This is a genomic window from Cupriavidus sp. SW-Y-13 (assembly GCF_009793345.1).
Classification (GTDB): domain Bacteria; phylum Pseudomonadota; class Gammaproteobacteria; order Burkholderiales; family Burkholderiaceae; genus Cupriavidus.
The window spans coordinates 23,089-47,300 of the sequence record NZ_WHLX01000002.1 but is presented as its reverse complement, the minus strand read 5'-3'; the positions used below and the strand labels follow the sequence as shown (position 1 = coordinate 47,300).

Annotated in this window: 27 protein-coding genes; 13 read left to right on the top strand and 14 right to left on the bottom strand. The window is 61.3% G+C overall.

Annotation, left to right across the window (positions count from 1 at the left end):
• The first annotated feature begins 43 nt into the window (after positions 1–43).
• Entirely contained in the window at positions 44–424 is a 381-nt protein-coding gene (locus GA566_RS16180; RefSeq protein ID WP_160473346.1) for a VOC family protein, read from the top strand.
• A 20-nt stretch (positions 425–444) separates the two neighbouring features.
• Here GA566_RS16180 and GA566_RS16175 read toward each other — a convergent pair whose 3' ends face one another.
• Both GA566_RS16175 and GA566_RS16170 read right to left on the bottom strand, forming a co-directional pair.
• The gene (locus tag GA566_RS16175) at positions 445–2,076 is read right to left on the bottom strand and encodes an ATP-binding protein (protein ID WP_160473345.1); all 1,632 of its coding nucleotides are present in this window, start codon (positions 2,074–2,076) and stop codon (positions 445–447) included.
• A gap of 45 nt (positions 2,077–2,121) precedes the next feature.
• Positions 2,122–2,796 (bottom strand): alpha/beta hydrolase, encoded by a 675-nt coding sequence (locus GA566_RS16170; protein WP_160473344.1) that lies wholly within the window; start codon positions 2,794–2,796, stop codon positions 2,122–2,124.
• 234 nt (positions 2,797–3,030) lie between these two features.
• Here GA566_RS16170 and GA566_RS16165 point away from each other — a divergent pair, with 234 nt between their 5' ends.
• The 3 genes from GA566_RS16165 (at position 3,031) to GA566_RS16155 (ending at position 5,983) form a co-directional block, all read left to right on the top strand.
• Positions 3,031–3,483 carry a hypothetical protein gene (locus GA566_RS16165; RefSeq protein ID WP_137928281.1) on the top strand — a complete coding sequence of 151 codons (453 nt, stop codon included), beginning with the start codon at positions 3,031–3,033 and terminating at the stop codon, positions 3,481–3,483.
• 109 nt (positions 3,484–3,592) lie between these two features.
• Positions 3,593–4,735, top strand: coding sequence for a 3-deoxy-7-phosphoheptulonate synthase (locus GA566_RS16160; RefSeq protein ID WP_160473343.1), 1,143 nt, complete (start codon positions 3,593–3,595; stop codon positions 4,733–4,735).
• 165 nt (positions 4,736–4,900) lie between these two features.
• Positions 4,901–5,983: a porin gene (locus GA566_RS16155; protein WP_137928279.1), complete on the top strand. Its 1,083-nt coding sequence runs from the start codon at positions 4,901–4,903 to the stop codon at positions 5,981–5,983.
• A gap of 125 nt (positions 5,984–6,108) precedes the next feature.
• Here GA566_RS16155 and GA566_RS16150 read toward each other — a convergent pair whose 3' ends face one another.
• The 10 genes from GA566_RS16150 to GA566_RS16105 all read right to left on the bottom strand — a co-directional run bounded on the left by GA566_RS16150 (position 6,109) and on the right by GA566_RS16105 (position 15,127).
• Positions 6,109–6,246 (bottom strand): SDR family oxidoreductase, encoded by a 138-nt coding sequence (locus GA566_RS16150; RefSeq protein ID WP_137928278.1) that lies wholly within the window; start codon positions 6,244–6,246, stop codon positions 6,109–6,111.
• Positions 6,247–6,278: 32 nt separating this feature from the next.
• A complete protein-coding gene (locus GA566_RS16145) occupies positions 6,279–7,268 on the bottom strand; it encodes an alpha/beta fold hydrolase (RefSeq protein WP_237380421.1) in 990 nt (329 codons plus the stop codon).
• A 35-nt stretch (positions 7,269–7,303) separates the two neighbouring features.
• Positions 7,304–8,749, bottom strand: a complete 1,446-nt coding sequence (locus GA566_RS16140) for a catalase (protein ID WP_160473342.1) — start codon at positions 8,747–8,749, stop codon at positions 7,304–7,306.
• Between the two features lie 99 nt (positions 8,750–8,848).
• On the bottom strand, positions 8,849–9,814 hold the full coding sequence (gene tehA / locus GA566_RS16135) for a dicarboxylate transporter/tellurite-resistance protein TehA (RefSeq protein ID WP_160473341.1): 966 nt from the start codon (positions 9,812–9,814) through the stop codon (positions 8,849–8,851).
• Positions 9,811–10,281 carry a DUF302 domain-containing protein gene (locus GA566_RS33565; protein WP_160473340.1) on the bottom strand — a complete coding sequence of 157 codons (471 nt, stop codon included), beginning with the start codon at positions 10,279–10,281 and terminating at the stop codon, positions 9,811–9,813. The genes tehA and GA566_RS33565 overlap by 4 nt, the downstream gene beginning before the upstream one ends.
• A 184-nt stretch (positions 10,282–10,465) precedes the next feature.
• Positions 10,466–11,473 (bottom strand): zinc-binding alcohol dehydrogenase family protein, encoded by a 1,008-nt coding sequence (locus GA566_RS16125; RefSeq protein ID WP_137927773.1) that lies wholly within the window; start codon positions 11,471–11,473, stop codon positions 10,466–10,468.
• Positions 11,474–11,508: 35 nt separating this feature from the next.
• The gene (locus GA566_RS16120) at positions 11,509–12,354 is read right to left on the bottom strand and encodes an alpha/beta fold hydrolase (RefSeq protein ID WP_237380420.1); all 846 of its coding nucleotides are present in this window, start codon (positions 12,352–12,354) and stop codon (positions 11,509–11,511) included.
• 20 nt (positions 12,355–12,374) lie between these two features.
• Positions 12,375–13,421: an alcohol dehydrogenase catalytic domain-containing protein gene (locus GA566_RS16115; RefSeq protein ID WP_160473339.1), complete on the bottom strand. Its 1,047-nt coding sequence runs from the start codon at positions 13,419–13,421 to the stop codon at positions 12,375–12,377.
• Positions 13,422–13,431: 10 nt separating this feature from the next.
• Positions 13,432–14,151: a hypothetical protein gene (locus tag GA566_RS16110; RefSeq protein WP_137927776.1), complete on the bottom strand. Its 720-nt coding sequence runs from the start codon at positions 14,149–14,151 to the stop codon at positions 13,432–13,434.
• Between the two features lie 124 nt (positions 14,152–14,275).
• Positions 14,276–15,127, bottom strand: coding sequence for an alpha/beta fold hydrolase (locus GA566_RS16105; RefSeq protein ID WP_137927777.1), 852 nt, complete (start codon positions 15,125–15,127; stop codon positions 14,276–14,278).
• A 428-nt stretch (positions 15,128–15,555) separates the two neighbouring features.
• On the opposite strand from GA566_RS16105, the gene GA566_RS16100 reads away from it, so the two are divergent.
• The gene (locus GA566_RS16100) at positions 15,556–16,197 is read left to right on the top strand and encodes a response regulator transcription factor (protein ID WP_137927778.1); all 642 of its coding nucleotides are present in this window, start codon (positions 15,556–15,558) and stop codon (positions 16,195–16,197) included.
• Positions 16,198–16,213: 16 nt separating this feature from the next.
• Positions 16,214–17,497, top strand: coding sequence for an MFS transporter (locus GA566_RS16095; protein WP_160473338.1), 1,284 nt, complete (start codon positions 16,214–16,216; stop codon positions 17,495–17,497).
• Here GA566_RS16095 and GA566_RS16090 read toward each other — a convergent pair.
• A complete protein-coding gene (locus GA566_RS16090; protein WP_237380416.1) occupies positions 17,463–18,764 on the bottom strand; it encodes a sensor histidine kinase in 1,302 nt (433 codons plus the stop codon). The genes GA566_RS16095 and GA566_RS16090 overlap by 35 nt on opposite strands.
• 196 nt (positions 18,765–18,960) lie before the next feature.
• Between GA566_RS16090 and GA566_RS16085 the strand changes: the two genes are divergently transcribed.
• The 3 genes from GA566_RS16085 (at position 18,961) to GA566_RS16075 (ending at position 21,572) form a co-directional block, all read left to right on the top strand.
• The gene (locus GA566_RS16085) at positions 18,961–19,398 is read left to right on the top strand and encodes a response regulator transcription factor (protein ID WP_137927780.1); all 438 of its coding nucleotides are present in this window, start codon (positions 18,961–18,963) and stop codon (positions 19,396–19,398) included.
• Between the two features lie 133 nt (positions 19,399–19,531).
• Entirely contained in the window at positions 19,532–20,497 is a 966-nt protein-coding gene (locus GA566_RS16080; RefSeq protein ID WP_160473337.1) for a LysR family transcriptional regulator, read from the top strand.
• 121 nt (positions 20,498–20,618) lie between these two features.
• Complete coding sequence (locus tag GA566_RS16075; protein WP_160474621.1) at positions 20,619–21,572, top strand: GlxA family transcriptional regulator; 954 nt, start codon at positions 20,619–20,621, stop codon at positions 21,570–21,572.
• A gap of 85 nt (positions 21,573–21,657) precedes the next feature.
• Here GA566_RS16075 and GA566_RS33560 read toward each other — a convergent pair whose 3' ends face one another.
• Positions 21,658–21,786, bottom strand: coding sequence for a hypothetical protein (locus GA566_RS33560; RefSeq protein ID WP_255459375.1), 129 nt, complete (start codon positions 21,784–21,786; stop codon positions 21,658–21,660).
• 159 nt (positions 21,787–21,945) lie between these two features.
• Here GA566_RS33560 and GA566_RS16070 point away from each other — a divergent pair, with 159 nt between their 5' ends.
• The 4 genes from GA566_RS16070 (at position 21,946) to rclC (ending at position 24,202) form a co-directional block, all read left to right on the top strand.
• Positions 21,946–22,209, top strand: a complete 264-nt coding sequence (locus GA566_RS16070) for a DUF4148 domain-containing protein (protein ID WP_137927782.1) — start codon at positions 21,946–21,948, stop codon at positions 22,207–22,209.
• A 393-nt stretch (positions 22,210–22,602) separates the two neighbouring features.
• Positions 22,603–23,142, top strand: coding sequence for a carboxymuconolactone decarboxylase family protein (locus GA566_RS16065; protein ID WP_137927783.1), 540 nt, complete (start codon positions 22,603–22,605; stop codon positions 23,140–23,142).
• A gap of 132 nt (positions 23,143–23,274) precedes the next feature.
• Positions 23,275–23,562, top strand: coding sequence for a putative quinol monooxygenase (locus GA566_RS16060; RefSeq protein ID WP_160473336.1), 288 nt, complete (start codon positions 23,275–23,277; stop codon positions 23,560–23,562).
• Between the two features lie 61 nt (positions 23,563–23,623).
• Positions 23,624–24,202 (top strand): reactive chlorine resistance membrane protein RclC, encoded by a 579-nt coding sequence (gene rclC, locus GA566_RS16055; protein WP_160473335.1) that lies wholly within the window; start codon positions 23,624–23,626, stop codon positions 24,200–24,202.
• Positions 24,203–24,212 lie beyond the last annotated feature (10 nt).

The window sequence follows — 24,212 nt, the reverse complement described above, 5'->3', positions numbered from 1 at the left end:
AGGCCATCATCCACGGTCCGTATATCGACATGAGGGACTCGACATGGGCGTACAACTGAATCACACCATCGTCTGGTGCAGTGACAAGCAGAAGTCGACGACCTTTCTCTGCGAGATCCTCGGGCTATCTCCACCGATCGCATTCGGGCAGATGCTGGTCGTTCCACTCGAAAATGGTGCCTCGCTCGACTTCTTCGAAAGTGACGGCGCGATCTCCATGCAGCACTATGCGTTTCTGGTCACCGAGCAGGAATTCGATAGCGCCTTCGCACGTATTCGCGAACGCGGTCTGCAGTACTGGGCAGACCCTGGCAAGCTACGTGCCGCGGAAACCTATGCACACAATGGCGGTCGGGGTTTCTACTTCGATGATCCTGACGGTCATCTTCTGGAGGTCATGACGCGTCCGTACAAGATCGAATAGGACCGATACTCCCAACGCCGCTAACCTCTTGGCTCGATCGCCCGGAACTGGGCACACAGCCGGAACACCTCTTCCGATAGCGCCTGCTGTTTCGCCTTGCCGTAGCGGGTGGCGAGTTTCATCAGTTCCTTGATGTCACGCCCGCTCGCCTTCGGATAGGCGGCGGTCAACGCCTCCACCAGTTCATCGCCCAGCGTGGCGCCGCACTGGTTGGCTTGCAGGTGCCACAGGCGCGCCGCATCCTCCTTATCCGGCGTCTCGTACTGGATGGTGGCAATGCAACGCGACAGAATGGCGTCGTCCACATCACCGGTACGGTTGGTGGTCATGAACAGCAGACCGCTGAAATACTCCAGCGTGCGCAGGAACTCCGCAACGATGGCGTTGTGCTCCAGGTCGTTATCGCGGCGGCGGATGTAGACATCGGCCTCGTCCAGCAACAACACGGCGTTCCAGCGCATGGCCCGGCGCAGTATCTCCATGAGGCTCGCACCGACCGATGCGGCCGTGGTACCCAATTGTCCGGAATGCACACGGTAGAGCGGCCTGCGGACAACTTCCGCGTACACCTCGGCGGTCAATGTCTTGCCAAGACCCGGCGCGCCCTGGCAGAGGATGGTCGTGCCACCCGATTTGCCCGGCACGAAATCCTGTACCAGCACGTCCATATGCGAGGTCAGGATGTCGATCAAGTCCCGGTGATGGTCCGGCAGCACCAGCTTGTCACGCAGTTCGGGCCGGTACTGATACTCGCTCAGGTGCTGCACGTGCACCCAGATATTCCGGTGCCATTCCAGATGGAACAGGTGTACGTAGCCGTGTAACGGCATTCTCTCGAAGCCAGTGGCCACGCCAGCCCTGCGCCAGAATTCGGCGTCGCATGTCACTTCGAAGCGGCGCTCGAGCCGTTCCTCGTCGTTGATGCAGCGAGCCGCCACGCCTTCGCCCAAGCGAGCCAGCGCGACGGTCCCTTTGCCTTCGACGGTGAAGGCGGCCCCTGCCGCGATGTATTGCGCACCGAAGCTGCGCTGATAGCGCACGAAGCGTTGCGCGTGTCGTTCGTATTCCTGCCGGAATTCCGCGCATTCCTTGAAGAAGCCGAAATCCGCGAGGAGTTGCGGAATGGTACGGTCCACGATCTCGTCACGCGTGACGATGATCGAAGTGGTCATGCCTCCCCTGCGACGTGCCGGATCGGTCAACTCCGAGTTCGCGGACAGCATGGTGTTCGCCAACAGGTCGATGGCCACGTAGGACATGCCCTGCTCGGGCTCGACATGACGAATGCGATGAACCAGCCACGGCAGCAGTACGCCATCGCGGCTGCGCTGATACAGCCAGCCATCGATGACATCGCGCGACAGGTAGGCGACAAGGCCCGCCACCAGCATCTCCAGGCCGGGAATGGTGCGCGCCTGCGGCGCGTTATAGACGTTGTCCAGCGCCAGCATCTGGAACGTCAGTTCGCGCGCGTTCTGCGCCTTGCTCAGCGTATAGAGCGAATTCAGCGACTGTGCGTCAAACAGGCGCGCCGACACTGACATGCTGCCGTGACAGATGCCGTGCTCCTTGAGCTGCCGGGCCAACGGGGACTCGGCTTCAACCATGGCAAGCAGCGGGTGGATCAGGGACTGCGGAATCTCGATGTTCATGGGTTGCACTCCGTTAGCGGCAAATCCCAGGGCTGGTGCCGAACGCTATGTCAGGAAAAAGCGGATGGCCTCGGCCACGATCGGCGGCTGGATCGCATGCGTGCCGTTGAATTCGACATATTCGACGTCGTAACCGGCAGCCCTTAGCTTGGCGGCATTGGGGCGACCGCTTGTCTGCACGGGCAACTGCTCGTCAACCAGCCCATGCGCAATGAAGACCTTGGGCGAACCCTCCTGCATGAAAACGGACATGAACCCGCCGGAGAAAGCGATGACGTGGCTGGCGATATCGCCATTGGTGATACCTATCGAAAGCGCGTAGCTCGCGCCATCCGAAAAGCCCGCGAACGCAAGGCGGTCGCGGCGAATCCGGTAGCAAGCCGAGACCGCGACCAGCGCCTGCTGCAGCTTCTCCAGATCGGGGCCATTGCCGCCAATGACGATGTCCCATGTAGGAAAAGTCGAATGCGGCGCCAGCACCAGGAAGCCATGCGCGTCGGCATGCGGCTCGATAAACGGCAACACTTTTTCTGGAAAGCCGCCCGCGCCGTGAAACATCACCAGCAATGGCACGGGGTCCGAGCCCAGGCCCGCCGGAACGTACAGGATGGCATCGCGCTCGTCGGCAATGTGAAGCGCGTGACGGCCCGGGGGCAAGGGGTCCTGCGACGGCTCGGCATGCGCAAAAGTCATCCGGCCCAGCAGAGAAGGATCGAACATGGCAGCGGCAGCGTGAAATGGTGGTATGTAATATATCACCGTTCTTGTGCATGTGGCGTATCGCGTCTCTGTTCGCGACAGCGCGTAGCGAGAGACGCTCTCGTCCTTTTCGTCCTTGCCCGCAAGCCGATAGGCACTGTATATTTATACAGTTATCGTTGCCGCCGGGCATGCTGACTGGTGAAGCCAGCCTCGCGCGGTGTCCGTTTTCTCTTCTACCTCGAAAAGCCAATCATGTTCGTGGACCGCTCCGAAATCATCAACGCCGCCAAGGCACTGCGCGCCAGCCAGGAAGAAGCCCGGTACAGCAAACTCGTCGCGCTTGCGAACAAGCAGCTCAAGGCCATGCAGACTGCAATCCAGAAGGGCAAGGAAGAGTTCGAGACCCGACTGGTACTCGACATCAACGAAGAGAATCCGCAAGCCGCGCTGGAACCGCGCGCGCATCGGCTAGCCAACGACCTCAGATCGCAGGGCTACACCGCAACGGTGACCACGTTTGCCGAGGTCAGCACCGACCGCAAGGACTGGACACCGAATATCACGGTCGTCATCGGTCTCGGTCTGGGCGATGTGGTTTCCGAAGTGGACAACGTGACAGATGCCGCCAAGGTGGAAGCGGAAAGCACGGTGACCAACAAGCCGGAGGTCGCGTGGGCTCGCGAAGCGGTCACTGAAGTGGCCTGACAGCCGGCGGGCAATCCGGGAGAAGGCCCCGCATCGATCGCCTACTGCTCCTGAGCTAGACTCTCCCTCCTGACCCGCCGCATTTTTCAAGATCATCAGGAGTGTCGCCATGAATACCCCACAACACACACTGCCCGCCGTCACCGACGGCAGGCTGGCGCCGCCCGATTGCACCGGGCTCACGGATGATGCGCATGTGGAAGACATCATTCCCCTGCCTCCGCCCGAACATCTGATCCGCTTCTTTCCCATTCGTGGCACCCCTGTGGAATCGCTGGTCACCCAGACGCGCCAGCGCATTGCGCGCATTCTGCACCGCGAGGACGACCGGTTGCTGGTGATCATGGGACCGTGTTCGATCCACGATCCACAGGCGGCGCTGGAATATGCGAAGCGATTGATGGCGCAGCGTCGGCACTACGCCGACACGCTGGAAATCGTGATGCGCGTGTACTTCGAGAAGCCACGCACCACGGTGGGCTGGAAGGGGCTCATCAACGATCCGTACCTGGATGAAAGCTATCGCATCGACGAGGGCCTGCGCATCGCGCGCAATCTGCTGGTTGATATCAATCGTCTCGGGTTGCCGGCAGCCGGCGAGTTCCTCGACGTGATTTCGCCGCAGTACATCGGCGACCTGATTTCCTGGGGCGCGATTGGTGCGCGGACGACCGAGAGCCAGATTCACCGGGAACTGGCATCGGGCATCTCGGCGCCCATCGGCTTCAAGAACGGGACCGACGGCAATATCAAGATCGCCATCGACGCGATACAGGCTGCATCGCGCCCCCACCATTTCCTGGGCGTACACAAGAACGGCCAGGTGGCAACCGTGCACACTCGTGGCAATCCAGACTGCCACGTCATTCTTCGCGGCGGCAAGGCACCCAATTACGATGCGGATTCCGTCGCCATCGCGTGCCGGGAACTCGAAGCTGCAGGCCTGCGCAGTTCTCTGATGGTCGATTGCAGTCACGCCAACAGCAGCAAGCAGCATCAGCGGCAGATCGACGTCGCGAAAGACGTGGCGCTGCAGGTCGGCAGTGGCGGCCAAGCCGTCTTCGGTGTCATGGTCGAAAGCAATCTGCTCGCTGGCGCGCAGAAATTCACGCCGGGCCAGCATGACCCGCAATCGTTGACATACGGACAGAGCATCACGGACGCATGCATCGGGTGGGACGACTCCGCAGCAGTGCTCGAGGAACTCAGCAAGGCCGTCGAGACACGCCGCGGACTGAACCAGAAATCGTAGCCTCCCATCAAGAGCCAGCGCGGCGTCCATCTGGCGAGCAGGAATGTCGCAACGTGCCGACAGCGACATTCCTGTAATGGATTCGCCATCTCATGGCAATTCGACGATTTCTATACTCGCGCCTCAATTAACAAGCGAATAAAACGCTTTATTTGAGGAGAGACAATGACATTTCGTCGCGCCCCCGTTCGTCATGCCATCGCTGCCGCTGCCGTTGGCTTGCTGGCCGGCACCGCTCACGCGCAATCCAGCGTCACGCTCTATGGCGTGGCGGACGCGGGTATCGAGTACCTCAGCAACGTGCCGTCCGCTTCGGGCGGCTCCAGCCAGGTGCGCCTGACCTCCGGCAACATGTCGACGTCCCGTTGGGGCATTCGCGGCGTGGAAGACCTCGGCGGCGGACTGAAGGCCATCTTCGAACTGGAAAGCGGTATTGCGTTCGATACAGGCGCGCAGAACAACAGCAGCCGCCTGTTCGATCGCGGTGCGTTTGTCGGACTCGGCAGCAAGTACGGCACGGTGACGCTAGGCCGCCAGACCACGCCCACCTACGACACCGGCCTGCAACTGGACCCGATGGGCTTTGCGCCGCGCTACTCGCTGTACAAGAGCGATGACGTACTGGCCGGCCGCGCCGACAACGCGGTCAAGTATCGCGGCAAGTTCGGCGGCCTGACGGCCACCGCGCTGTACAGCACTGGCCGTACCGGTGCTGGCGAAGTACCGGGCAACTACAAAGTCGACCGCAACATCGGCGCCTCGGTGCTGTATGAAGCCGGCGCGCTGATGGTGGGCGCCGCCTATGACGAGTTCCAGGGCACCACTGTTGCCACTGCCGACCGCACCGACCGCCGCGCGCTGATCGGCGCGAACTATGCCTTCGGTGCGGCCCGCGCGTTCGTGGGATACCGCTGGTACAACGGCAACGTCGGCACGCTGCCGAACAATGGTTCGAACCTCTACTGGGCCGGCCTGCGCTATGCCCTGAGCCCCGCCCTGTCGCTAGCTGGCGCGGCGTACTACACCGACACGCGCAATTCCAGCGCCGATCCGATCATGTTCGTCGCCTCGGCCGACTACGCATTCTCGAAGCGGACCGATGTCTACATGAACGTTGGCTACGCACTGAACCGTGGCAATTCCCAACTGGGCATGAACGGCTTCAACTCGACAACCGGCAGCCCGACCAACGTGGTGCCGGGCAAGGATCAGACGGGCGTGGTGATGGGCGTGCGCCACAAGTTCTGATCATCCGCACGTGTCAGTACACCTGCGGATGTAGAGCATCGACACTCTCTCGGTCAACCCGAGCGAGCTTTTCAAGCCTCGATTTTGCGTCGAGGCTTTTTTTAGATCCATCGAACAATAGCTGCCTACAGCGTAAGTCCACCATCGATCGTGATGCTCGTGCCCGTCACGTATCGGGCATCGTCACCCACGAGATAGACGATCAGCCCCGCAATCTCCGACGGCTGGCCAACACGCTTGAGCGGGCTCATCCCTGCGAGCATGTCAATGGCGCCAGCATTCAAATCTGCGGGTGTCAGGCGCCCAGGAAAGCCAGCAGGTCGGCGTTGACCTGGTCGGCGTGCGTCACGCACATGCCGTGCGGCGCGCCCGGGTAGATCTTCAGCGTGGCGTGCTTGATGATCTTGGCCGAGAGCTTGCCGGCGTTGTCGATCGGCACGATCTGGTCGTCGTCACCATGCAGCACCAGCGTGGGCACGTCGATCTTCTTCAGATCGGCGGTGTAGTCCACTTCCGAGAACTCCTTGACGCACAGGTACTGGCCCAGAATGCCACCGGCCATGCCCTGCGCCCAGAAGGCGTCGATGGTGCCTTGCGAAACCTTCGCGTTCGGACGGTTGAAACCGAAGAACGGCACGGCCAGGTCCTTGTAGAACTGCGAGCGGTTATCGGCCACACCCTTGCGGATGCCGTCGAACACTTCGATGGGCAGGCCGTTCGGGTAGGCGGCGCTCTTGGCCATCGTCGGCGGCACGGCGCCGATCAGCACGGCCTTGGCCACGCGCTTGGTGCCATGGCGGCCGATGTAATGCGCCACTTCGCCACCGCCGGTGGAGTGGCCCACGAGCGTGGCTTCCTTGATGTCCAGTGCGTCGAGCACCGCGCCCAGGTCATCGGCGTACGTGTCCATGTCGTTGCCCTTCGCAGGCTGGTCCGAGCGGCCATGGCCACGGCGATCATGGGCGATCACGCGGAAGCCCTTCTGCACCAGGAACAGCATCTGCGCATCCCACGCGTCGGCATCCAGCGGCCAGCCGTGCGAGAAGACGACCGGACGGCCCGAGCCCCAGTCCTTGTAGAAAATCCGCGTGCCGTCCTTCGTCACGACGTAGCTAGCCTGGCGGGCATGACGGCCGCCAGCGGGCGCGGCTTCGGCCGCGGACGGGGCCAATGCGCCGACGGACACCACCGATGCGGCGGCGGCACCGACCGTGCTGCTGACAAGCAGCTTGCGGCGCGACGCGTCCAGTTGTTCAGCGTTTTGTTGGGGGACGATGTTCGACATGAGCCTTTCCTGAAAAATTGATTCAAGTTGTCTGATTACTTTGCTTCGATCTTCTCGATCGCGGCGGCCACGCCTGCGCCGTAGGCCGGATCGGCCTTCGTGCAATGGTCGATGTGGCGCTGCTGGATATATCGCGACACGCCCTTGATGGCACGCGCCGTGTTATCGAACAGCACCTGCTGCTGGGCCGGCGACATCACGCGGAACAGCGCGCCCGGCTGCGAGAAGTAGTCGTCGTCCACGCGATGGTTCCAGTGGTCGGCGGCGCCTTCCAGCGTCAGCGGCGGCTCGCGGAAGTCGGGCTGCTCGGCCCACTCGCCCTTGGTGTTCGGCTCGTAGGCGATGGTGCTGCCGCCGTTGCTGTCGGTGCGGCCACGGCCGTCGCGGTGGTAGCTGTTGACGTACTTTGCGGCCTTCGGCGCGTTGACCGGGATCAGGTGATGGTTCACGCCCAGGCGGTAGCGCGCGGCATCACCGTACGAGAACAGGCGGCCCTGCAGCATCTTGTCCGGCGAGAAGCCGACGCCCGGCACGATGGTCGACGGTGCGAACGACGACTGCTCGACCTCGGCAAAGTGGTTGTCTGCGTTGCGGTTCAGTTCCAGCATGCCCACTTCGATCAGCGGGTAGTCCTTGTGCGGCCAGACCTTGGTCAGATCGAACGGGTTGAAGCGATACTTGCCAGCGTCGGACTCCGGCATGATCTGCACGCAGAGCTTCCAGCGCGGGAAATTGCCAGCTTCGATCGAATCGTACAGATCGCGCATGTGGTATTCGCGATCCTGGCCGGTGACTTCGGCAGCTTCGGCGTCGGTCAGGTTCTGGATGCCCTGCTGGGTCACGAAGTGGAACTTGACCCAGTAGCGCTCCATGTCCTTGTTGATGAAGCTGTAGGTGTGGCTGCCAAAGCCGTGCATATGGCGCCAGCTACGCGGAATGCCGCGATCGCTCATGACGATGGTCACCTGATGCAGCGCCTCGGGCAGGCCCGTCCAGAAATCCCAGTTGGTTTCGGCGCTGCGCATGCCGGTGCGCGGGTCGCGCTTCACGGCGTGGTTCAGGTCGGGGAACTTGAGCGGATCGCGCAGGAAGAAGACTGGTGTGTTGTTGCCCACCAGGTCCCAGTTGCCTTCTTCGGTATAGAACTTGATGGCGAAGCCGCGAATATCGCGTTCGGCATCGGCGGCACCGCGCTCGCCGGCCACCGACGAGAAACGCATGAACAGTTCGGTCTTCTTGCCGACCTCGGAGAACAGGTTGGCGCGGGTGTACTGGGTGATGTCGTGGGTGACGGTGAACGTGCCGTAGGCGCCGGAACCCTTGGCGTGCATGCGGCGCTCGGGGATGACCTCGCGGTCGAAGTGGGCCAGTTTCTCCAGGAACCAGACATCCTGCAGCAGGGCAGGGCCGCGCGGACCGGCCGTCTGGATGTTGTTGTTGTCGACGACTGGCGCGCCGAAAGATGTCGTGAGCTTTTTCATAAAAATTCCTTGATGCGCGGCCCTGCCTCTTGAGCGTTGCCTATGCATTTTTTCGGTACTACCAACAACCTGCCTTCAAATATCCCTTTCTCACATCGGTCAACCCGGTCGACGAAACAAGCGCCCTTGCAACAGCAGCCCCAGCGTCAACAAGATCAACGAGCCGATTGCCACATTGACAAAGATAAACACCGGCAATGCAATGCTCGCGAACAGGGAATCCGGCGCAATAGTCGCTGCACGCATGCATGACATCCCCAGCGCTGTGATCCCGAAGCTGAACGCCCAGAAACCCGGTGTCGCACCAGATGCCAGGAACCACCGTGAGAGCCGGAGCAGGAACAGCAATTGCAGCATCCCGTAGCCGACCATCGCATAGAAAGGCCAGTCAAGCCTGCCGCCCGTCACCGCAAGATATGCCGTGGCGCCGACCACCGGTGGCGCAAGCTGGATGCCCAGCGTAGGCCGCACTGCGGGCGCCAGTTCGTCGCCCAGGTAGAGGCGATAAGTGATAATCGACTCCAGGGCGAACCATGAGAACAGCCCCGCCCCGAAGAACAGTTTTGCCAGATCCATCCATCCAAGCGAGGTCATGGCCATCGCGGAGACAAAGTTTCCCGCCACCGTCGGCAGATACATGACCGCAGTAGTGTCCTCAAGCTTGCGGCCACCGCGCATCATGCCACCGCTGCGAAGCGTGGAGAAGGCCAGTTGGGCAATCGCGCCGATGACGATCAGGGTCGCCCCAATCGCCGGCGCGAAGCCATGCAGCCATACCGCGACCAGCAGCGTCGCCACCGGTATCAGACCGATAAAGCAGCAGGCTACCGGATGCCGGGCTTCGGCGAGGGCCTCATCGCGGTGCGCGAGCCATTTTGCGACGAATGAGAGTACGAGCACAGCCCAGATGAGCGTGGTGACCGCAAACAGCGCATCGGACACCGCTGCCCCGACACCCCACAACGTGTGGGCAACTCGCCAACAGTTCGACAGACCGGCCATGCCGAGCACAATGCCCATTGCGGAAGCCGGAATCGAGAACCCTTTCGTCGTCGGCGAAGTCATGGTGCCTCTTGGCTGACCAATGCGCTGAAGATCGTCCGCAGCCTTTCATCGAGAGACTTGCCAACGGTGCCGACGGCATCACCGAACTGACCAAAGAGCGATGACGGCAGGTCGTACTCGACCTGCGTGAGATGCTCACCATTGCCATAGACGAGCAAGGTCAGCGGCGCGTACAACGCGGCGCGCATATCATGCCGCGTCATGCGCCACGCCACGAGGGGATTGCCGATGTGATAGCGGATGGCAAAGCGTGGCTCGCCGCCCAGTGCGAACAGGACGCCATGATCCAGCTTGTCGAACAGCATCAACCCGTGCGGACCTCCCATCGCCGCCATCTGCGCTTCAGCGGCGGCCGGATCTCGATACATCAGATCCAATGCGGCATGATCCAGCTTTCCAAGTTGTTGTTCCAACAGCCGGCAGAATTCATCCGGCGCAATCTCGAAGACCTCGCTGACATGCGTCACCGAAAGGTTTGTCTGTACTATCGTTGAATTCATCTTGCCAATTCATGGTTCGTAAGCGGCGGGCACTGACGACCTGCGCAAGCCATCCGCAGCCATGCCCCCCCGCGGAGGGCCGGCCAGTCTGCGAGATTGCCGCCATGGTCCACCAGACGCCTCAACAATCATCGCGCCCAGTTCACCCAGGTCAGCTACGCGCAAGGACGATTTTCCCCACGGTCTTGTTGCTCTCCAGCGCCGCGTGCGCGCGACGCAGGTTGTCGACCGTGATGTCGCCATAGTGCTCGCCGACCGTCGTCTTGAGCACGCCTTCGTCGAGCAATGCGGCCACGCGATCCAACAGCTTGTGTTGCTCGATCATGTCCGCCGCACGGTACATCGACCGCGTGAACATGAACTCCCAATGCAGGGAAATCGACTTGCGCTTCAACGGCATCGCGTCCAGGGTGGCAGGGTCGTCGATCAATGCCAACTGTCCTTCCGGCTTGAGCAGTTCCACAATCTGCGCGTAGTAGCTGTCCGTATGCGTCAGGCTGATGACGTGGTCTACCTGCTGGATGCCCACCGCCGTCAGTTGCGGTTGCAGCGGTTGGCTGTGGTCGATCACGAGGTGCGCACCCAGATCCGTTACCCATTTCTGGGACTCCGGTCGCGAAGCCGTGCCGATCACAGTCAGGCCCGTCAGCTTGCGTGCCAACTGAATCAGGATGGAGCCAACACCGCCACTCGCGCCGATTACGAGCAGGCTTTGTTGCTGGCCGCCACCCTCCGGAATCCGCAGCCGATCGAACAGCAATTCCCACGCGGTAATGCTCGTCAGCGGCAGGGCCGCTGCATCGGCGGTCTTCAACGACTTGGGGCGATGACCGGCAATGCGTTCGTCCACGATGCCGTATTCCGCGTAGCTGCCTTGTCGCGTGATGTCGCCGGCGTACCAGACCTTGTCGCCCACCTTGAACAGTTCCACCGCCTCGCCGACCGCTTCCACGGTGCCTACCGCATCCCAGCCCAGCACGCGTGGGCCATTCGGTTGCACGCCGAGACGCAGCTTGCTGTCCACCGGATTCACCGCAATCGCCTCGATACGAACCAACAGGTCACGCGCTTGCGGTTCCGGTCGCGGGAGTTCCATCTCGTACAGGGCACGCGGATCTTCGATCGGCAGGCCAGCCTTGTCGTAAACAATCGCTTTCATTCTGCTTGACTCCTCGTTATGGAAATACAGCGCGTTCAGGCGCCGTGCAGGAACTCGCGCACGTGTGCGACGTACGTTGACGCATACTGGAACAGCGCGCCGTGACCGGCGTTGGGATAGACGATCAACGTGGCATTCGGCAAACCTTCCGCAAGCACGAAGCTGTTACGCGTGGGGATCATGGTGTCGTTGTCGCCATTGGTGACCAGCACGGGATGCGGGATCGTCGCCAGCTTGCGCGCCACATCGCCCGGCCAGTTCGCCCAGGCAATCATGGCACCGAGCTGTGCCGGCGCGACCTCGGCATTGGCCGGGAGGTCCGCTTCGCCGGTTCGCGATGCCAGGCGATTCACGAAGGCTTCCGCGGCTTGCTTGCCCTCGACCGTCGCCGGGAAGAAGAGCCGCTTGAGCTTCTCCGGCATCGGCATCTCGCCATCCGTATAGATGGCAATCAGTTCCGGGCGATCCATGCCGGCGCCTTTCCCGCCCTCTGGCGCGCTACCGGAAAGCACCATGCGCGCAACCAGATCCGGCTTTGCGATGGCAATCTCCTGCGCCAGGAATCCGCCGAGCGAGTAACCCAGGATGTGGAACTTCGAGAGCGCGATGGCACCGACGAACTGCAGCACATGCTCCGCCATCGCCGTGATCGATGCAGGGACTGCGCCGCCGGAACGACCCACGCCCGCGTTCTCGAACAGGATGATTTCCCGGTCCGTGGACAGCGCATCGACGATGGCCGGGTCCCAGTTGTCGAGGGTACCCGTGAAGTGCTGCAGGCAAAGCAACGGCAGCCCGCCATTGGCGTTGCCAAAGCGGCGATACGCATAGCGCACGCCACCCGCTTCGACATACTGGGTCGGCGCGTTCGAGGAAGTCATGAGTGTCATCGTTGCATCCTTCATACGGCAGAGGGGCCGTCGTAGGCCGGCATGACCAGCACCGCGCGGAACCTCACATCGGCACGCATCATTCGGTCGTACGCCACCTGGGCCTGTTCCAGCGGGAACGTTTCGATCAACGGGCGAATGTCCTGCAGATTGGCAAAGGCCAATGTCTGCTCGTTGTCGTAGACCGTTCCGGTCAGGGCACCCACCACGGCACGCGCACCGAACACGAGGTCCGTAGCGGTCAACGAGAGCGGATCTCCCGGTACGGCTACGACAATCAACTGGCCACGCGCCGCCAACCCCGGAACGAGTGAGGACATGCCGGTGCCGGTCGGTGCCGTCGCCAATACCACCTTCGCGCCGCCCAGGCTGCGTAGTACTTCTACGGCATCCTCGCTTTCGGAATCGATGTAGCGATGGGCGCCGAGTTGGGCCGCGAGTTCCGCCTTGTCTGCGCCCCGCGCGATCGCCACCGTATGGAAGCCCATCTTGCGCGCGAACTGCACGGCGAGGTGACCCAGGCCGCCAAGGCCATGCACTGCCACCACATCGCCAGCCCGTGCATTCGCATTGCGCAAGGCGTTGAACGTGGTCAGGCCAGCGCACAGCAGCGGCGCCGCTTCAGCGGCATCAAGTTCGTCCGGCACACGCACGAGTCCGCGCGCTTCTGCCAGCATGCTTTCGGCATAGCCGCCGTGGGTCGTCATGCCCGTGATCACAGGACTCTGGCAATTCACCACGTCGCCCTGGCGGCAAGACGGACAAGTCCGGTCTTCGCCGGCCAGGAAGCCCACGCCCACACGCTGGCCCACATGCCAGCCCTCGACGCCGTTGCCAACCGCGTCGATACGGCCCACGACTTCATGACCGGGGGTCAACCCGTGCTCCGGATTGGCCGGCGCCCGCGCAACGGTCGCGCTGTCCGAGTGGCAGACGCCGCAGGCTTCCACGCGAATGCGGACTTGTCCGAAGCCGGGGGCCTCGATCGGTCGATCGATCATTGACAACTTGCCGGGTGCCGCTACCACAGCGGCACGGTAGGTTTGAGGTGCAGTCATCGTCGGGGTCTCACTCGAAGCGGAAATCGGACAGGTCCACGCCCACGATCAGCGGCTCCGGCATTGCGAGATTCTCTGGCGTGCGCGGATAGATACGCATGCGTGTCGGCATGCGGATACCTTGCACCTCGACGTAGTCGCTAAGGTAACGGGCGGCGGCATTGCGGCCCTGGATATCCACTTCGTAGTCGTGACGGCGCAGCAGTCCGTCGGCGTCGAAATAGTAGGTCTGCTCTGCGCTATGCGTCGCCACCGAATCCGGGAACGTCACACGCAGACGCCGCCAGGACAGGCCGTCCACCACCCAGGGTTCGATCTCGGTGGCCACCACGCCGGGATGGCGCAGCACGAACGGCGACGTCAGGTACGTCCACATCGTGTAGCCCGCGAAGTACGCCAACTGCGGATTCGACCACGGTGTTTCGAGTTCGAAACCGGCGAACGATGCGCGGGGACGATCGAGCGATTCGACGAGCGTGCCGTCCGCTTGCCGGATCTCGACACGATCCGGCGTGAAGACGGAATGATCGGTAGTCGGTGCGAACGGCTCATGCGAAACCCGTTGCGCATGCAAGTCCACGGTCACGCGCGAATCCGTCAGCACACCTGCACGCTGTTTCAGATCCCACAGGATTCCGGTGTGGTGCAGGCGTGCCGAGACGCGCTTGAAACTCTGGAAGCGTTCGAGGCCACCCGCGGCATCGATGGCGAGATTGATCAGGTCAGACATGGTTTTACCTTTTGCTTTGGTTTGCGTTGGTTTGCTTTTCAGAGGGCGAGACAATCCACTTCGAGGCTGGGCCCGAAGTACCTGGAACGGCGCGCTTGACACGCCGGATACCAACTGGGTTCAGCTACGCCTGGGTGTCGACAAACGCGGCGATATGCCGCGCGGACGCCTGGGGATACTGGAGTTGTGGACCGTGTCCGGCGCGCGGAAATGTCACCAGATGCAAGGTCGGCAACTGGTTGTTGAGCGCGTACCAGTTCTCCACCGGAAACACGATGTCGTGATCGCCGCCGATATGCAGGACAGGGATGCGTGTGGACTTGAGCGCCTGCAGCACCGCGTCGACCGGAAAGACCGGATTCTTCGGCCCATCGCCAAGCTGCGCTCCGGCCCATTGCCACGGCACTTCAGGGCTGATGTCCAGCTTGCGCGCCGCAAGCCGATTGGCTGACCGTCTTGCCGCTTCCGTGCTCTCGGCCGAAGTCGGCTCGAAGAACAGGCTGACAAAATCGTCGAAGTCATTCTCGCGCTTGGCCAGTGTGTAGAAGAGCGCTTCGCCCGGCTTGACCAGATGACCCGGCGGGGTGGTGCCGATGAGCACCGTGTGGCTGACGAGCTGCGGCGCCATCGTCATCACGAGCTGGGCGGCAATTCCACCAACCGACCATCCTCCGATAATGACGCTGCTCAGGTCCAGGGCGGTGATCAGATCGATTGCATCTCTGGCGAGCGCCGCGGGCTGATAGGTAGGGTCGCCCGTTGACTGTCCCAACCCGCTGTAGTCGAACACCGTCACCTGGAATCCCTGGCTCGCCAGGCTATCCAGGAACAGCGGGTCCCAGGCGTCCATGGTGCCGCGGAACCGGACGCACAGGACAATCGGCTTGCCGCTTCCGATGGTGCGATAGGCAAGACGCCGGCCCGGCACGTCGACAAAACGCGTTCTGGCGGTAAGGCTTGCCGAGATTTCGGCCAATGAAGCATTCATTCTGTCCAACCTTGCATTTACATCGATGCACCAAGCGGCACGCGTGTCAGGCCCTCATGATTCCCGTTTGCCCATCAATCGGAAACGACATTTATCGTGAGGTTTTCGGACATGGACGGCCATGACTCGGCGCCGTGCTCACCCAATCGCAGCGTCTTGCTCGAACGCTGCGTCGATGTGAAAGTTAGCCGCAAACCCAGTCCTGATAAAGCGTGGACGCCTGAACAGTACTTCCGTCCAAGCCGAACAATCGATCACCGTCGCCCTTGCGTGACGCCGTTCGGCACGTGGTTTTCGTGGCGGTTTGCGCCAAACCTCCGCAGGACGGTTGTGCGACAATCGCCGCGACCGTGACGCCTGGAAACACATCTCCACCATCACGACTCGATAGTCTTTCCGAACTCGTGAATAGAAGCATGCCCAGTACTGCCCAAAGACAGGAGGCGACCTCGGTCGTCTACATCATCGACGACGAGGAAGCGACCCGCTCGTCGTTGAAGAACCTCCTGCGTTCCGTCGGATTCACCGTCCGCAGCTTCGAGGGTACAGCGGCATTCAAGGCGTCGGAGAAGACGATCGGACCAAGCTGCCTGCTGCTCGATGTCCGCCTGCGAGGTGAAAGCGGCCTGTTCTTCCAGCAGCAGGAGAAAGCCAGCCAACAGATGCCCATCATTTTCATGACGGGCTTTGCGGACGTGAGCATCTGCATCAAGGCGATGAAGGCAGGAGCCACCGATTTTCTGCTCAAGCCCCTGTCCGAACAGGATGTCATCGATGCGGTCACCGCCGCACTGGCACAGGACAAGAAGCGACTTGAGGCCGACTACCTGCTCAACAACATCACCGAGCTGTATGAGTCTCTGACTTCTCGCGAACGCGAGGTGCTGGCCTACGTGGTTGGCGGTGCATTGAACAAGCAGATTGCGGCAGGCATCGGCATCAGCGAGATTACCGTCAAGGTCCATCGCGGCACCGCCATGAAGAAGATGAAATCGAATTCCGTTGCCGACCTCGTCCGCAAGGCGCAGATGCTTGGCATCGAGCCGATGTCTCGCTAGCACGGGTGCCCCTTTCGTGACAGGGACACTGAATCCTCGCGCGCTGGTGACAGTGGTCCTGGCCAATGCGCTGGAGTTCTTCGAGTACTTCGCCTATGCCACGTTCGCCCGCTTCATCGGCGCGGCATTCTTCCCGCACGGCGATGCGGGTGTGGCGTCATTGGCTGCTTTTGGTACGTTTGCCACGGGGTTTCTCATGCGCCCGATCGGCGCGCTCGTACTGGGCGCCTATGCCGATCGTGTGGGGCGCAAGCCCGCGCTGGTGCTCAATGTCACACTGGTGGCCATTGGCACGCTGGGCATCGCGCTCTTGCCGGGCCATGACGTGCTCGGCATTGCCGCACCGCTTCTGCTGCTGGCCTGCAGGATGATCCAGGGCTTCGCCATCGGTGGCGAAATCGGCGCAGCAGGTGCATACCTGATCGAGCAGTGTGCGCCGGAACGGCGAGGACTCTACTGCGGCTGGTTGCTCGCCGGACAAGGACTCGCGTTGCTGACAATCGGCGCTTGCGGACTCCTGCTGGATAGTCTGCTGACCCCGGTGCAGCTCGCCGCGTGGGGATGGCGAATCCCCTTCCTTCTGGCAGTCACGATGATTCCCGTGCAGATGCTCCTGCGCCGGCGTCTACGGCCTCATGACGTGCCCCGGCACATCCCGGCGGACGCCCACGCCGGGCGCCTGACAGGCTGGAAAGTCCTTGCACTGGGAACGTTTCTGATCGCGGGCGGTACGGTGCCAACCTATGTGGCCACCTTTACCGCCCCATTCGAGATGGCGGGAACCATGCCAACGCTGCAGGAATCTTTTCTCGTGACGATGGCTCTGGGCGCGATCACGTCTGCGGCATCCATCCTGGGCGGACTGCTGGCCGATCGCCACGGGTATGCCGCCGTCGTCATCTGGGCACGGATACTGTCAATTCTGGCCGTGATACCGACGTATCTCGCCGCAGTCCATGGCATGGGCAATGGGGTCTTCGTTGCGGGCATTGTCGTGGTGACTGCGGCGAGTTGCCTGGCGGCCGGCCCGACCGTTGCACTACTGCTCTCGACGGTACGCAGTACGTCGCGCGCAACCTCGCTTTCCTTCATCTATGCAGTGGGCGTAGCAGTGTTCGGCGGCACGGCGCCGGCGCTGGTTACCGCGTGGAACGCGTGGTCGGGAAGCCGGATGGCCGCAGCGTGGTACATCTCAGTTGCTGCAGTGGGCGCACTCGCGGCGGTCTGGGCGCTACGGCATCATCAAGAGGGGCATCCGCCACTGACTACGCCGCGAAGGCCTTTGCGCCGGGCAGCGTAAAGCAAAACGTCGCGCCTGTTCCCTCGGCGGATTCCGCCCAGATGCGCCCGCCATGCGCCTCGATGATGGACCGGGAGATGGATAGTCCCATGCCCATGCCTTCGGCCTTCGATGTGGCAAATGGCTGGAACAACGTTTCCAGCAACATCGCATCGATGCCATGTCCGGTGTCCACCACCTTGAACAGGAGGCTGGATTCGCCTTCTGGCTCGACCAGCACGCTCAACTTGCGCGCCCGCGCATCCGATGTGGCTTCGATTGCATGAATACCGTTCAGCAGAAGATTGCCCAATACCTGCTGGAGCTGAACGCGATCCACGAACACGCGGAGGCCCGCGTCAACCGACGTTTCCACCTCTATTTCCCTGGCACCCGCTTCCGGCGAGATCAGGTAGATCGCCGATGCCACCACTTCGGCTGCCGACTGCAACCGCGCCTGTACCGGCGTGTGCATCATGAATCCGCGCAGCCTGTGGCAGATGTCGGTGGCATCCCGTGCCCAGCGGCCAGCATCGCGTACCGATGCCATGGCTTCCGCCATCTCCGGTTGCTCGCGATCCAGCCAGCGCGCGGCGGCTTCGATCGATGTCCGGGTTGCGGACAGTGGCTGGCTGATCTCGTGTGTAATGGATGCCGCCAGTTGCCCCACCAGTGCAATACGCCCCGCACGCGCCATGTCGGCACGCATGACCTGCAGGCGGTTGATGTTCTCCTGATACTCGGAGATATCGAACGCATAGAAGTGCAGCCGTGCATAACGCGCGGGGTCCGCTGGTAACGAACAGCGCCAAACGATCGGGATCGTGCGGCCCGTCAGCGACGTCAGGGTGCGCTCGCCCTGGCAAGCCGTTTCGCCATTGAAGATAGCCTTGAGTACCTTCGAATTGCTGGGCCGACTGGCGGGAAGCAACGCCTTTGCCACGACGAAGAACGCTTCACGCGATTCCGCGTCGAACAAGGTCAATGCCGCTTCGTTGGCATCCACGAAGTGGTGATGGCGGTCGCGCAACTGCTGGATCGCCGTGGGATTGTCGTCCAGATAAGCGTCCAGATCCGTTACGCCCTCGGCTTTGCGATCATCGACCCACTGCCGGATGCCGGACCAGTCTTCCACCAGGATGGGAATCGGCGCGAAACGGAAGGTCTCGTCCACAAGCACGCGGCTGGATTCCATGCGTGAGCAGCCATCCTCGTCGGATGTGCAGCGATGCGCGGAAACGTCGGTATCGGGATAGCTCATGGAGAGGATGTTGTGACGGCCGGTCATGCCCTTGCAATGGTAGCAACGCCACACGGCGAATGTGCCGGCGACTATACGAACGTATAGTGTTGCGCTCCGATGGCGCTAACGCTTGGCGGGCGATGTCGCCGGCATCGCCACCCCCTTCGGTGCAAACCCGATGTGCGATGGCGTATGCAGCGCGATACTTCCGTATAAGTGAACCCGCCCCGTGATTGCGCTAATGTCCGACCAAACGCTCCCCCGCGAAGCGCTCCCCTATGTCGTGCCCGTTCTGACGCTGATGCCCGTTCCTGCCAAGATTGTTTGTGTCATCGATGACGAACCATCCGTTCGCAGGTCCACTGGTGCGCTGATTCGTTCATTGGGTTGGGGGGCGGCCTTCTTCTCCTCGGCGGAAGGCTTCATGGCCCATCCGAGCAACAGTGCCTACGACTGCCTGATCTGCGATATTGCTCTGGACGCCATGTCTGGCATCGAACTGCTGCGCCGGCTCCGCGCAGCCGGCCGTCAGACGCCATTCATCTTTGTCACGGCTCATGCCACGCCGTACCATCGTGACCAGGCTGCACAGCATGGCGCCCTCTGCATGCTCGACAAGCCGGTGGACCCCAGCGATCTGGTTGGCTGGCTGTCGCGGGTTCTTGGCGCGGGCTCCTGATACGCACGCGCTCGCGCCAGGCGGGCAACTATACGAACGTGTCGCTCATCATGCGCCAATTGCGACTGTTGCAGCAGCGCTGCCGACCCTACACTCGGACCATCACCAAAGCGCGACACACGAGGGAAGGGCCATGGAACGCATGCTGCAAGCAATGGAAGTATTTGCGCGGATCGTCGAATGCGAGAATTTCACGCGTGCGTCCAGCCTTCTGGGCATTCCCAAAGCGTCTGCGAGTCTGCTGATTCAACAGCTCGAGGTCCACTTGCAGGTGAAACTGCTGCACCGTACGACGCGCCAGGTTCGGCCGACGCCCGCCGGCATGACGTTCTACGAACATTGCCTCAAGATATTGCTCGACATTACCGACCTGAAATCCAAGATCGGATCGGCTGCGGAGCAGGCGAGCGGCAGGTTGCGCGTGGAGTTGCCGGGCGACATTGCGCGCCAGTTGATGCCCTACATGGCCCGATTTCGTCTCCAGTATCCCGACGTCAGCCTGCAAATCTCCACGCCCCGGCATTCCTCGAACCTGATCCGCGACGGCATCGATTGCGCCGTCAGGCTGGGTGACCTCGAGGATTCCATCCATTTCAGCCGTCAGGTCGGGACGTACCAGTTAATCACGGTGGCGAGCCGGCTCTATCTTTCCCGGCACGGATGCCCCGAAACCGTGCAGAACTTGTCAGCGCATCGTACGGCGCACGCCTCGCATCAAAGCGACAGTCGCCCTTGGGAATTTGGATTCGCACTGGACGGCCGGAGCACCCGGCACCGGATGCCCGAATCGATTGCCTTCGATGACATGGACCTGCTGCTTCAATATGGCTTGCAGCATGGCGGTGTCATTCAGGTCTGGGATACCGTGGCAGCGCCGTATCTTGCCAGTGGACGGCTCAAGGAGGTGCTTGCGCATTGCCGCCCACGGGCCCGGCCGATCCATGCCGTCTATGCGTGCAGGACTCGCGAATCGATGGCGCTGCGCGTCTTCGTCGACTGGCTCTCTTCGGCGCTGGAAGACACCATTGCGCCCCGTCCTCCCGCCACGGCGGCGGAAGAACGAACCGATACGGCCGAGCCCGCCTGCGCCCTGCCCTGACCGCACGGACCATTCCGTGCGCGCCGCGCCACGCTCGGCCCATGCGGTTTTCTTCCGCCCGGCATACATTCGTCGCTCCCTCTATAATCCGAGGTTTCAGGCAGCAGCACGGGTGAAGCGGATGCATCGGATCGGCTATTTCTTGACGGACGGGTTTCAAGTCATGGCAATCGGCACGCAATCCGTGTTCGAGTTCGCCAATGTCGTGGCCCGGGAGCGCGTCTACTCAGTGGTCAACTACTCACTGTCAGGTGGAGACGTCCATGCCTCGCTGGGCGTGTCCGTCAAGACCGAGCCCATTCACGACACCACCGACGCCGATACCTGGATGATCAGTGGCATCGTCGACCCGACCCAGCGCTCCAGTACCTCCGCCGAACTGGCTTTCGTCCGTGCGGCATCGGAACGTTCGCGCCGGACGGCCGGACTGTGCACCGGTGCATTTGTGCTGGCAGACGCCGGCTTGCTCGATGGCAAGCGCGCGACTACTCACTGGGCCTACGCCGATGCACTGCAGGCGCGCTGTCCCAAGGCCCGGATCGAACCCGACCACATCTTCGTCGTGGATGGCGCCATCTGGACCTCCGCCGGCTTGACCGCTGCCATGGACCTTGCCCTGGGCCTCGTCGAGAAGGACCTGGGAAATGAGGTGGCAACGAAGGTCGCACGCGTCATGGTGATGAACCAGCGTCGCGCCGGTGGTCAGTCCCAGCAGTCCGAGATGCTGAAGCTCGCCCCCAAATCGGACCGCATCCAGACTGCCCTCGAGTACGCGCGCCAGAATTTGTCCCGGCCGCTGCGGATCGAGGAACTGGCTCGCGCCGCCCATCTCAGCACCCGGCAATTCCAGCGCATCTTTCAGTCCGAAACAGGGCAATCGCCCGCGAAAGCCGTCGAACAACTCCGGATGGAAGCGGCGCGCACCATGATCGAACGCGGACGTCACCCGCTGGAGGTCATCGCTCGGGAAACCGGCTTCCGTGATCGGAACCACCTGCGCGAAGTGTTCGTGCGCGCGTTTGGCGTCAGCCCTCAGGAGTTGCGCAGGGATGCCCGTACTCCCATCGCAGCCTAGCAACCGAGACACCCTCGCCTTCGTTTCCGCATTCATCGCAACAGCGCTGCGAAAAGGGGAGCGAGGATTGCTGTCAGGACGCCATTCATACCAATAGCCAGACGCGCAGCAATAGCATGCCGATCAACGGTCCGGGTATGGGAACGTGAGCGATCGTCGCCAGCGCCTCTTCGATGCATTGCAACAGCAAAAGCGTCGAGAGTCCCTGCAGCATCTCTGATTCCCCGTTCGCAACCGCACCATCAGCACCTCTATCGAACTTCCATACAGACGTCCAGACACTTTCCTTGGACGTTGTTTTCGGATTAAGGCCCTATTTGCTTCCGGCATTGAGGACTTATCTTTGTCTCTCCAACACAACAGGAGAGCATCCATGAAAACTAAACTTATCGTCAGCAGCCTGATCCTCGGTATCTCCGTGACTGCCGCCTCGGTCGCCAATGCTCAAAGTCAAAAAGCAACGGACGTGGTCACCCGCGAGCAAGTGAAAAAGGAACTTGTACAAATCGAGGCCGCGGGCTTTGACCCCCATCGCGATAGCAGCACGTATCCCGCAGATCTGCAGGAGGCTGAATCCCGCGCGGCGGCAACGAGCAGGCCAGCATCGGCACCCGCGTCCGGAACCCGCAAGCAGTAACGAATAAGCGCGACGTTTTGCTAGCCACATACCTCATCGCTACATGGATGAATAGTGGTGGTTGCAGTTGCATCGCTTCGAAACGCGTTTCGACCGTCGTTGCCGTCGAAATGGTGGGCAATGGCGGTTGCCGTTCGTCCCCAGTCCTCGCACGTCTTCGCCCTTCATCACGGCCTTGAATTAAAAAAAGTCTATCAACGAAAAGTTGGTACGCCGTGAGGAATTGTCACGCTTGGCCGAAAGCTATGTTTGCCGAACACGCTTCTGACGCAACCTTGTTGCCGTTATGGTTGTAGCAGTTGCAAATGATCGACGGTGATCCGATCAATCCGACTGGATTCTTCAACAGCAACTTCGACGAATAGTGAAAATCATCTATAAAAGGAATAAAAAATGACTCGCATGTCCACGATCGATGTCGCGACCGCTACTGGCCTGACAGCAGAGCTCTTTACCAGCATCAAGCGCGGCCTTGGGAAGGTGCCGAATGCGTACGCGAGCATCGGATCGCAATCGCCGGTCGCGCTCCAGTCATTGCTGGCTGCCAACGCGGCCCTGAAATCGAGCGGCGCACTGTCGGCAAAGGAACTGGAGGCGATCAACCTGGCCATTAGCGAAAACAGCGGCTGCGACTATTGCCTCGCTGCCCATACGTTGTCGGGCAAGATGGCGGGCTACACGGCAGATCAGATGCGCGAGTTGCGCGCCGGCGGCCTGAGCGCCGATGCAAAGATCGATGCTCTCGTCAAATTCGTGCTGACGCTGGTACGCACATCGGGAACGGTCCCGCAGGCCACCCTGGATAAGGTCCGCCAAGCAGGATATAGCGATACGCAAGTGACGGAAGCCATCTTCGCTGTCACCGCCATCCTGACCACCAACATCTTCAATCGCGTCAACGACACGATTCTGGATTTTCCTTCGGTGACGTGACTCTGCAAATTGCATTGTCAATCTCCACCAAACACTCAGTTCGGATGCAGGCGCTTTAACTTGTGAGCTGACAGATCTAATGTTGTGGCGACACACGGAAGACCTGCATTCGACGCGAAAGCGATACCTCAAATGAAACCCATCGCAATCATCGCCACCATCACCGCCGATCCAGGCGCCGAAGCCGCAGTGCGCGACGCTCTCATGACAGCGGTGCCACTCGTGCGGCAAGAGCCCGGATGCGAGCGTTACGAGCTGCTAGCCGATATCGTCAATGAACGCAGCTACGTCATGGTGGAACGTTGGCACAGTGAGTCTGACCTTGAGGCGCACACGAAGTCGCCAGCGTTTACACAACTGGCAAGTGCTCTTGCCGGTATCGCAAAGCTGAGTATCAGCAGACTCACGCCCATGGCGTGAGCTCGGCGACGAGCATCGTCAACCGAACTGATTCGCACATCTTCAATAAGGAACCCCTGAAATGAAATTCCGCGATTTGCTTGTCGTTGCCAGTCGGCTCGACCACATCGGGATTCCGATGATTCGCATCGGTGTAGCCATCATCTTCCTGTGGATTGGCGCACTGAAGTTCGTGCCGTACGAAGCGGACAGCATTACGCCGTTCGTCGCGAACAGCCCATTCCTGTCCTTCTTCTATGCGCATCCCGAGGCCTACCACGCCCATCTGACGCATGAAGGCCAACTCGATCTTGTGCAGCGCGCATGGCAGGTTGCCAACCACACGTATGCGTTTTCCAATGGGCTTGGTACGGTGGAAATCATCATTGGCCTGCTGGTCCTCTCCTACTTGTTCTCACCCACGCTCGGCCTGATTGGATCGATTCTCGCGTTCCTGACACCGATCGTCACACTTTCCTTCCTCATCACCACGCCCGAAGCCTGGGTCGCCAACCTGGGGGATGCGAACTATGGTTTCCCATACCTGTCCGGAGGTGGGCGACTGGTTCTGAAAGATGTGCTGATGCTGGCGGGTGCGGTCGTCATGATTGCGGATTCCGCACGACAAGTATTGCAGCGACATCACCAACAATCGCGATAGCGATTACATC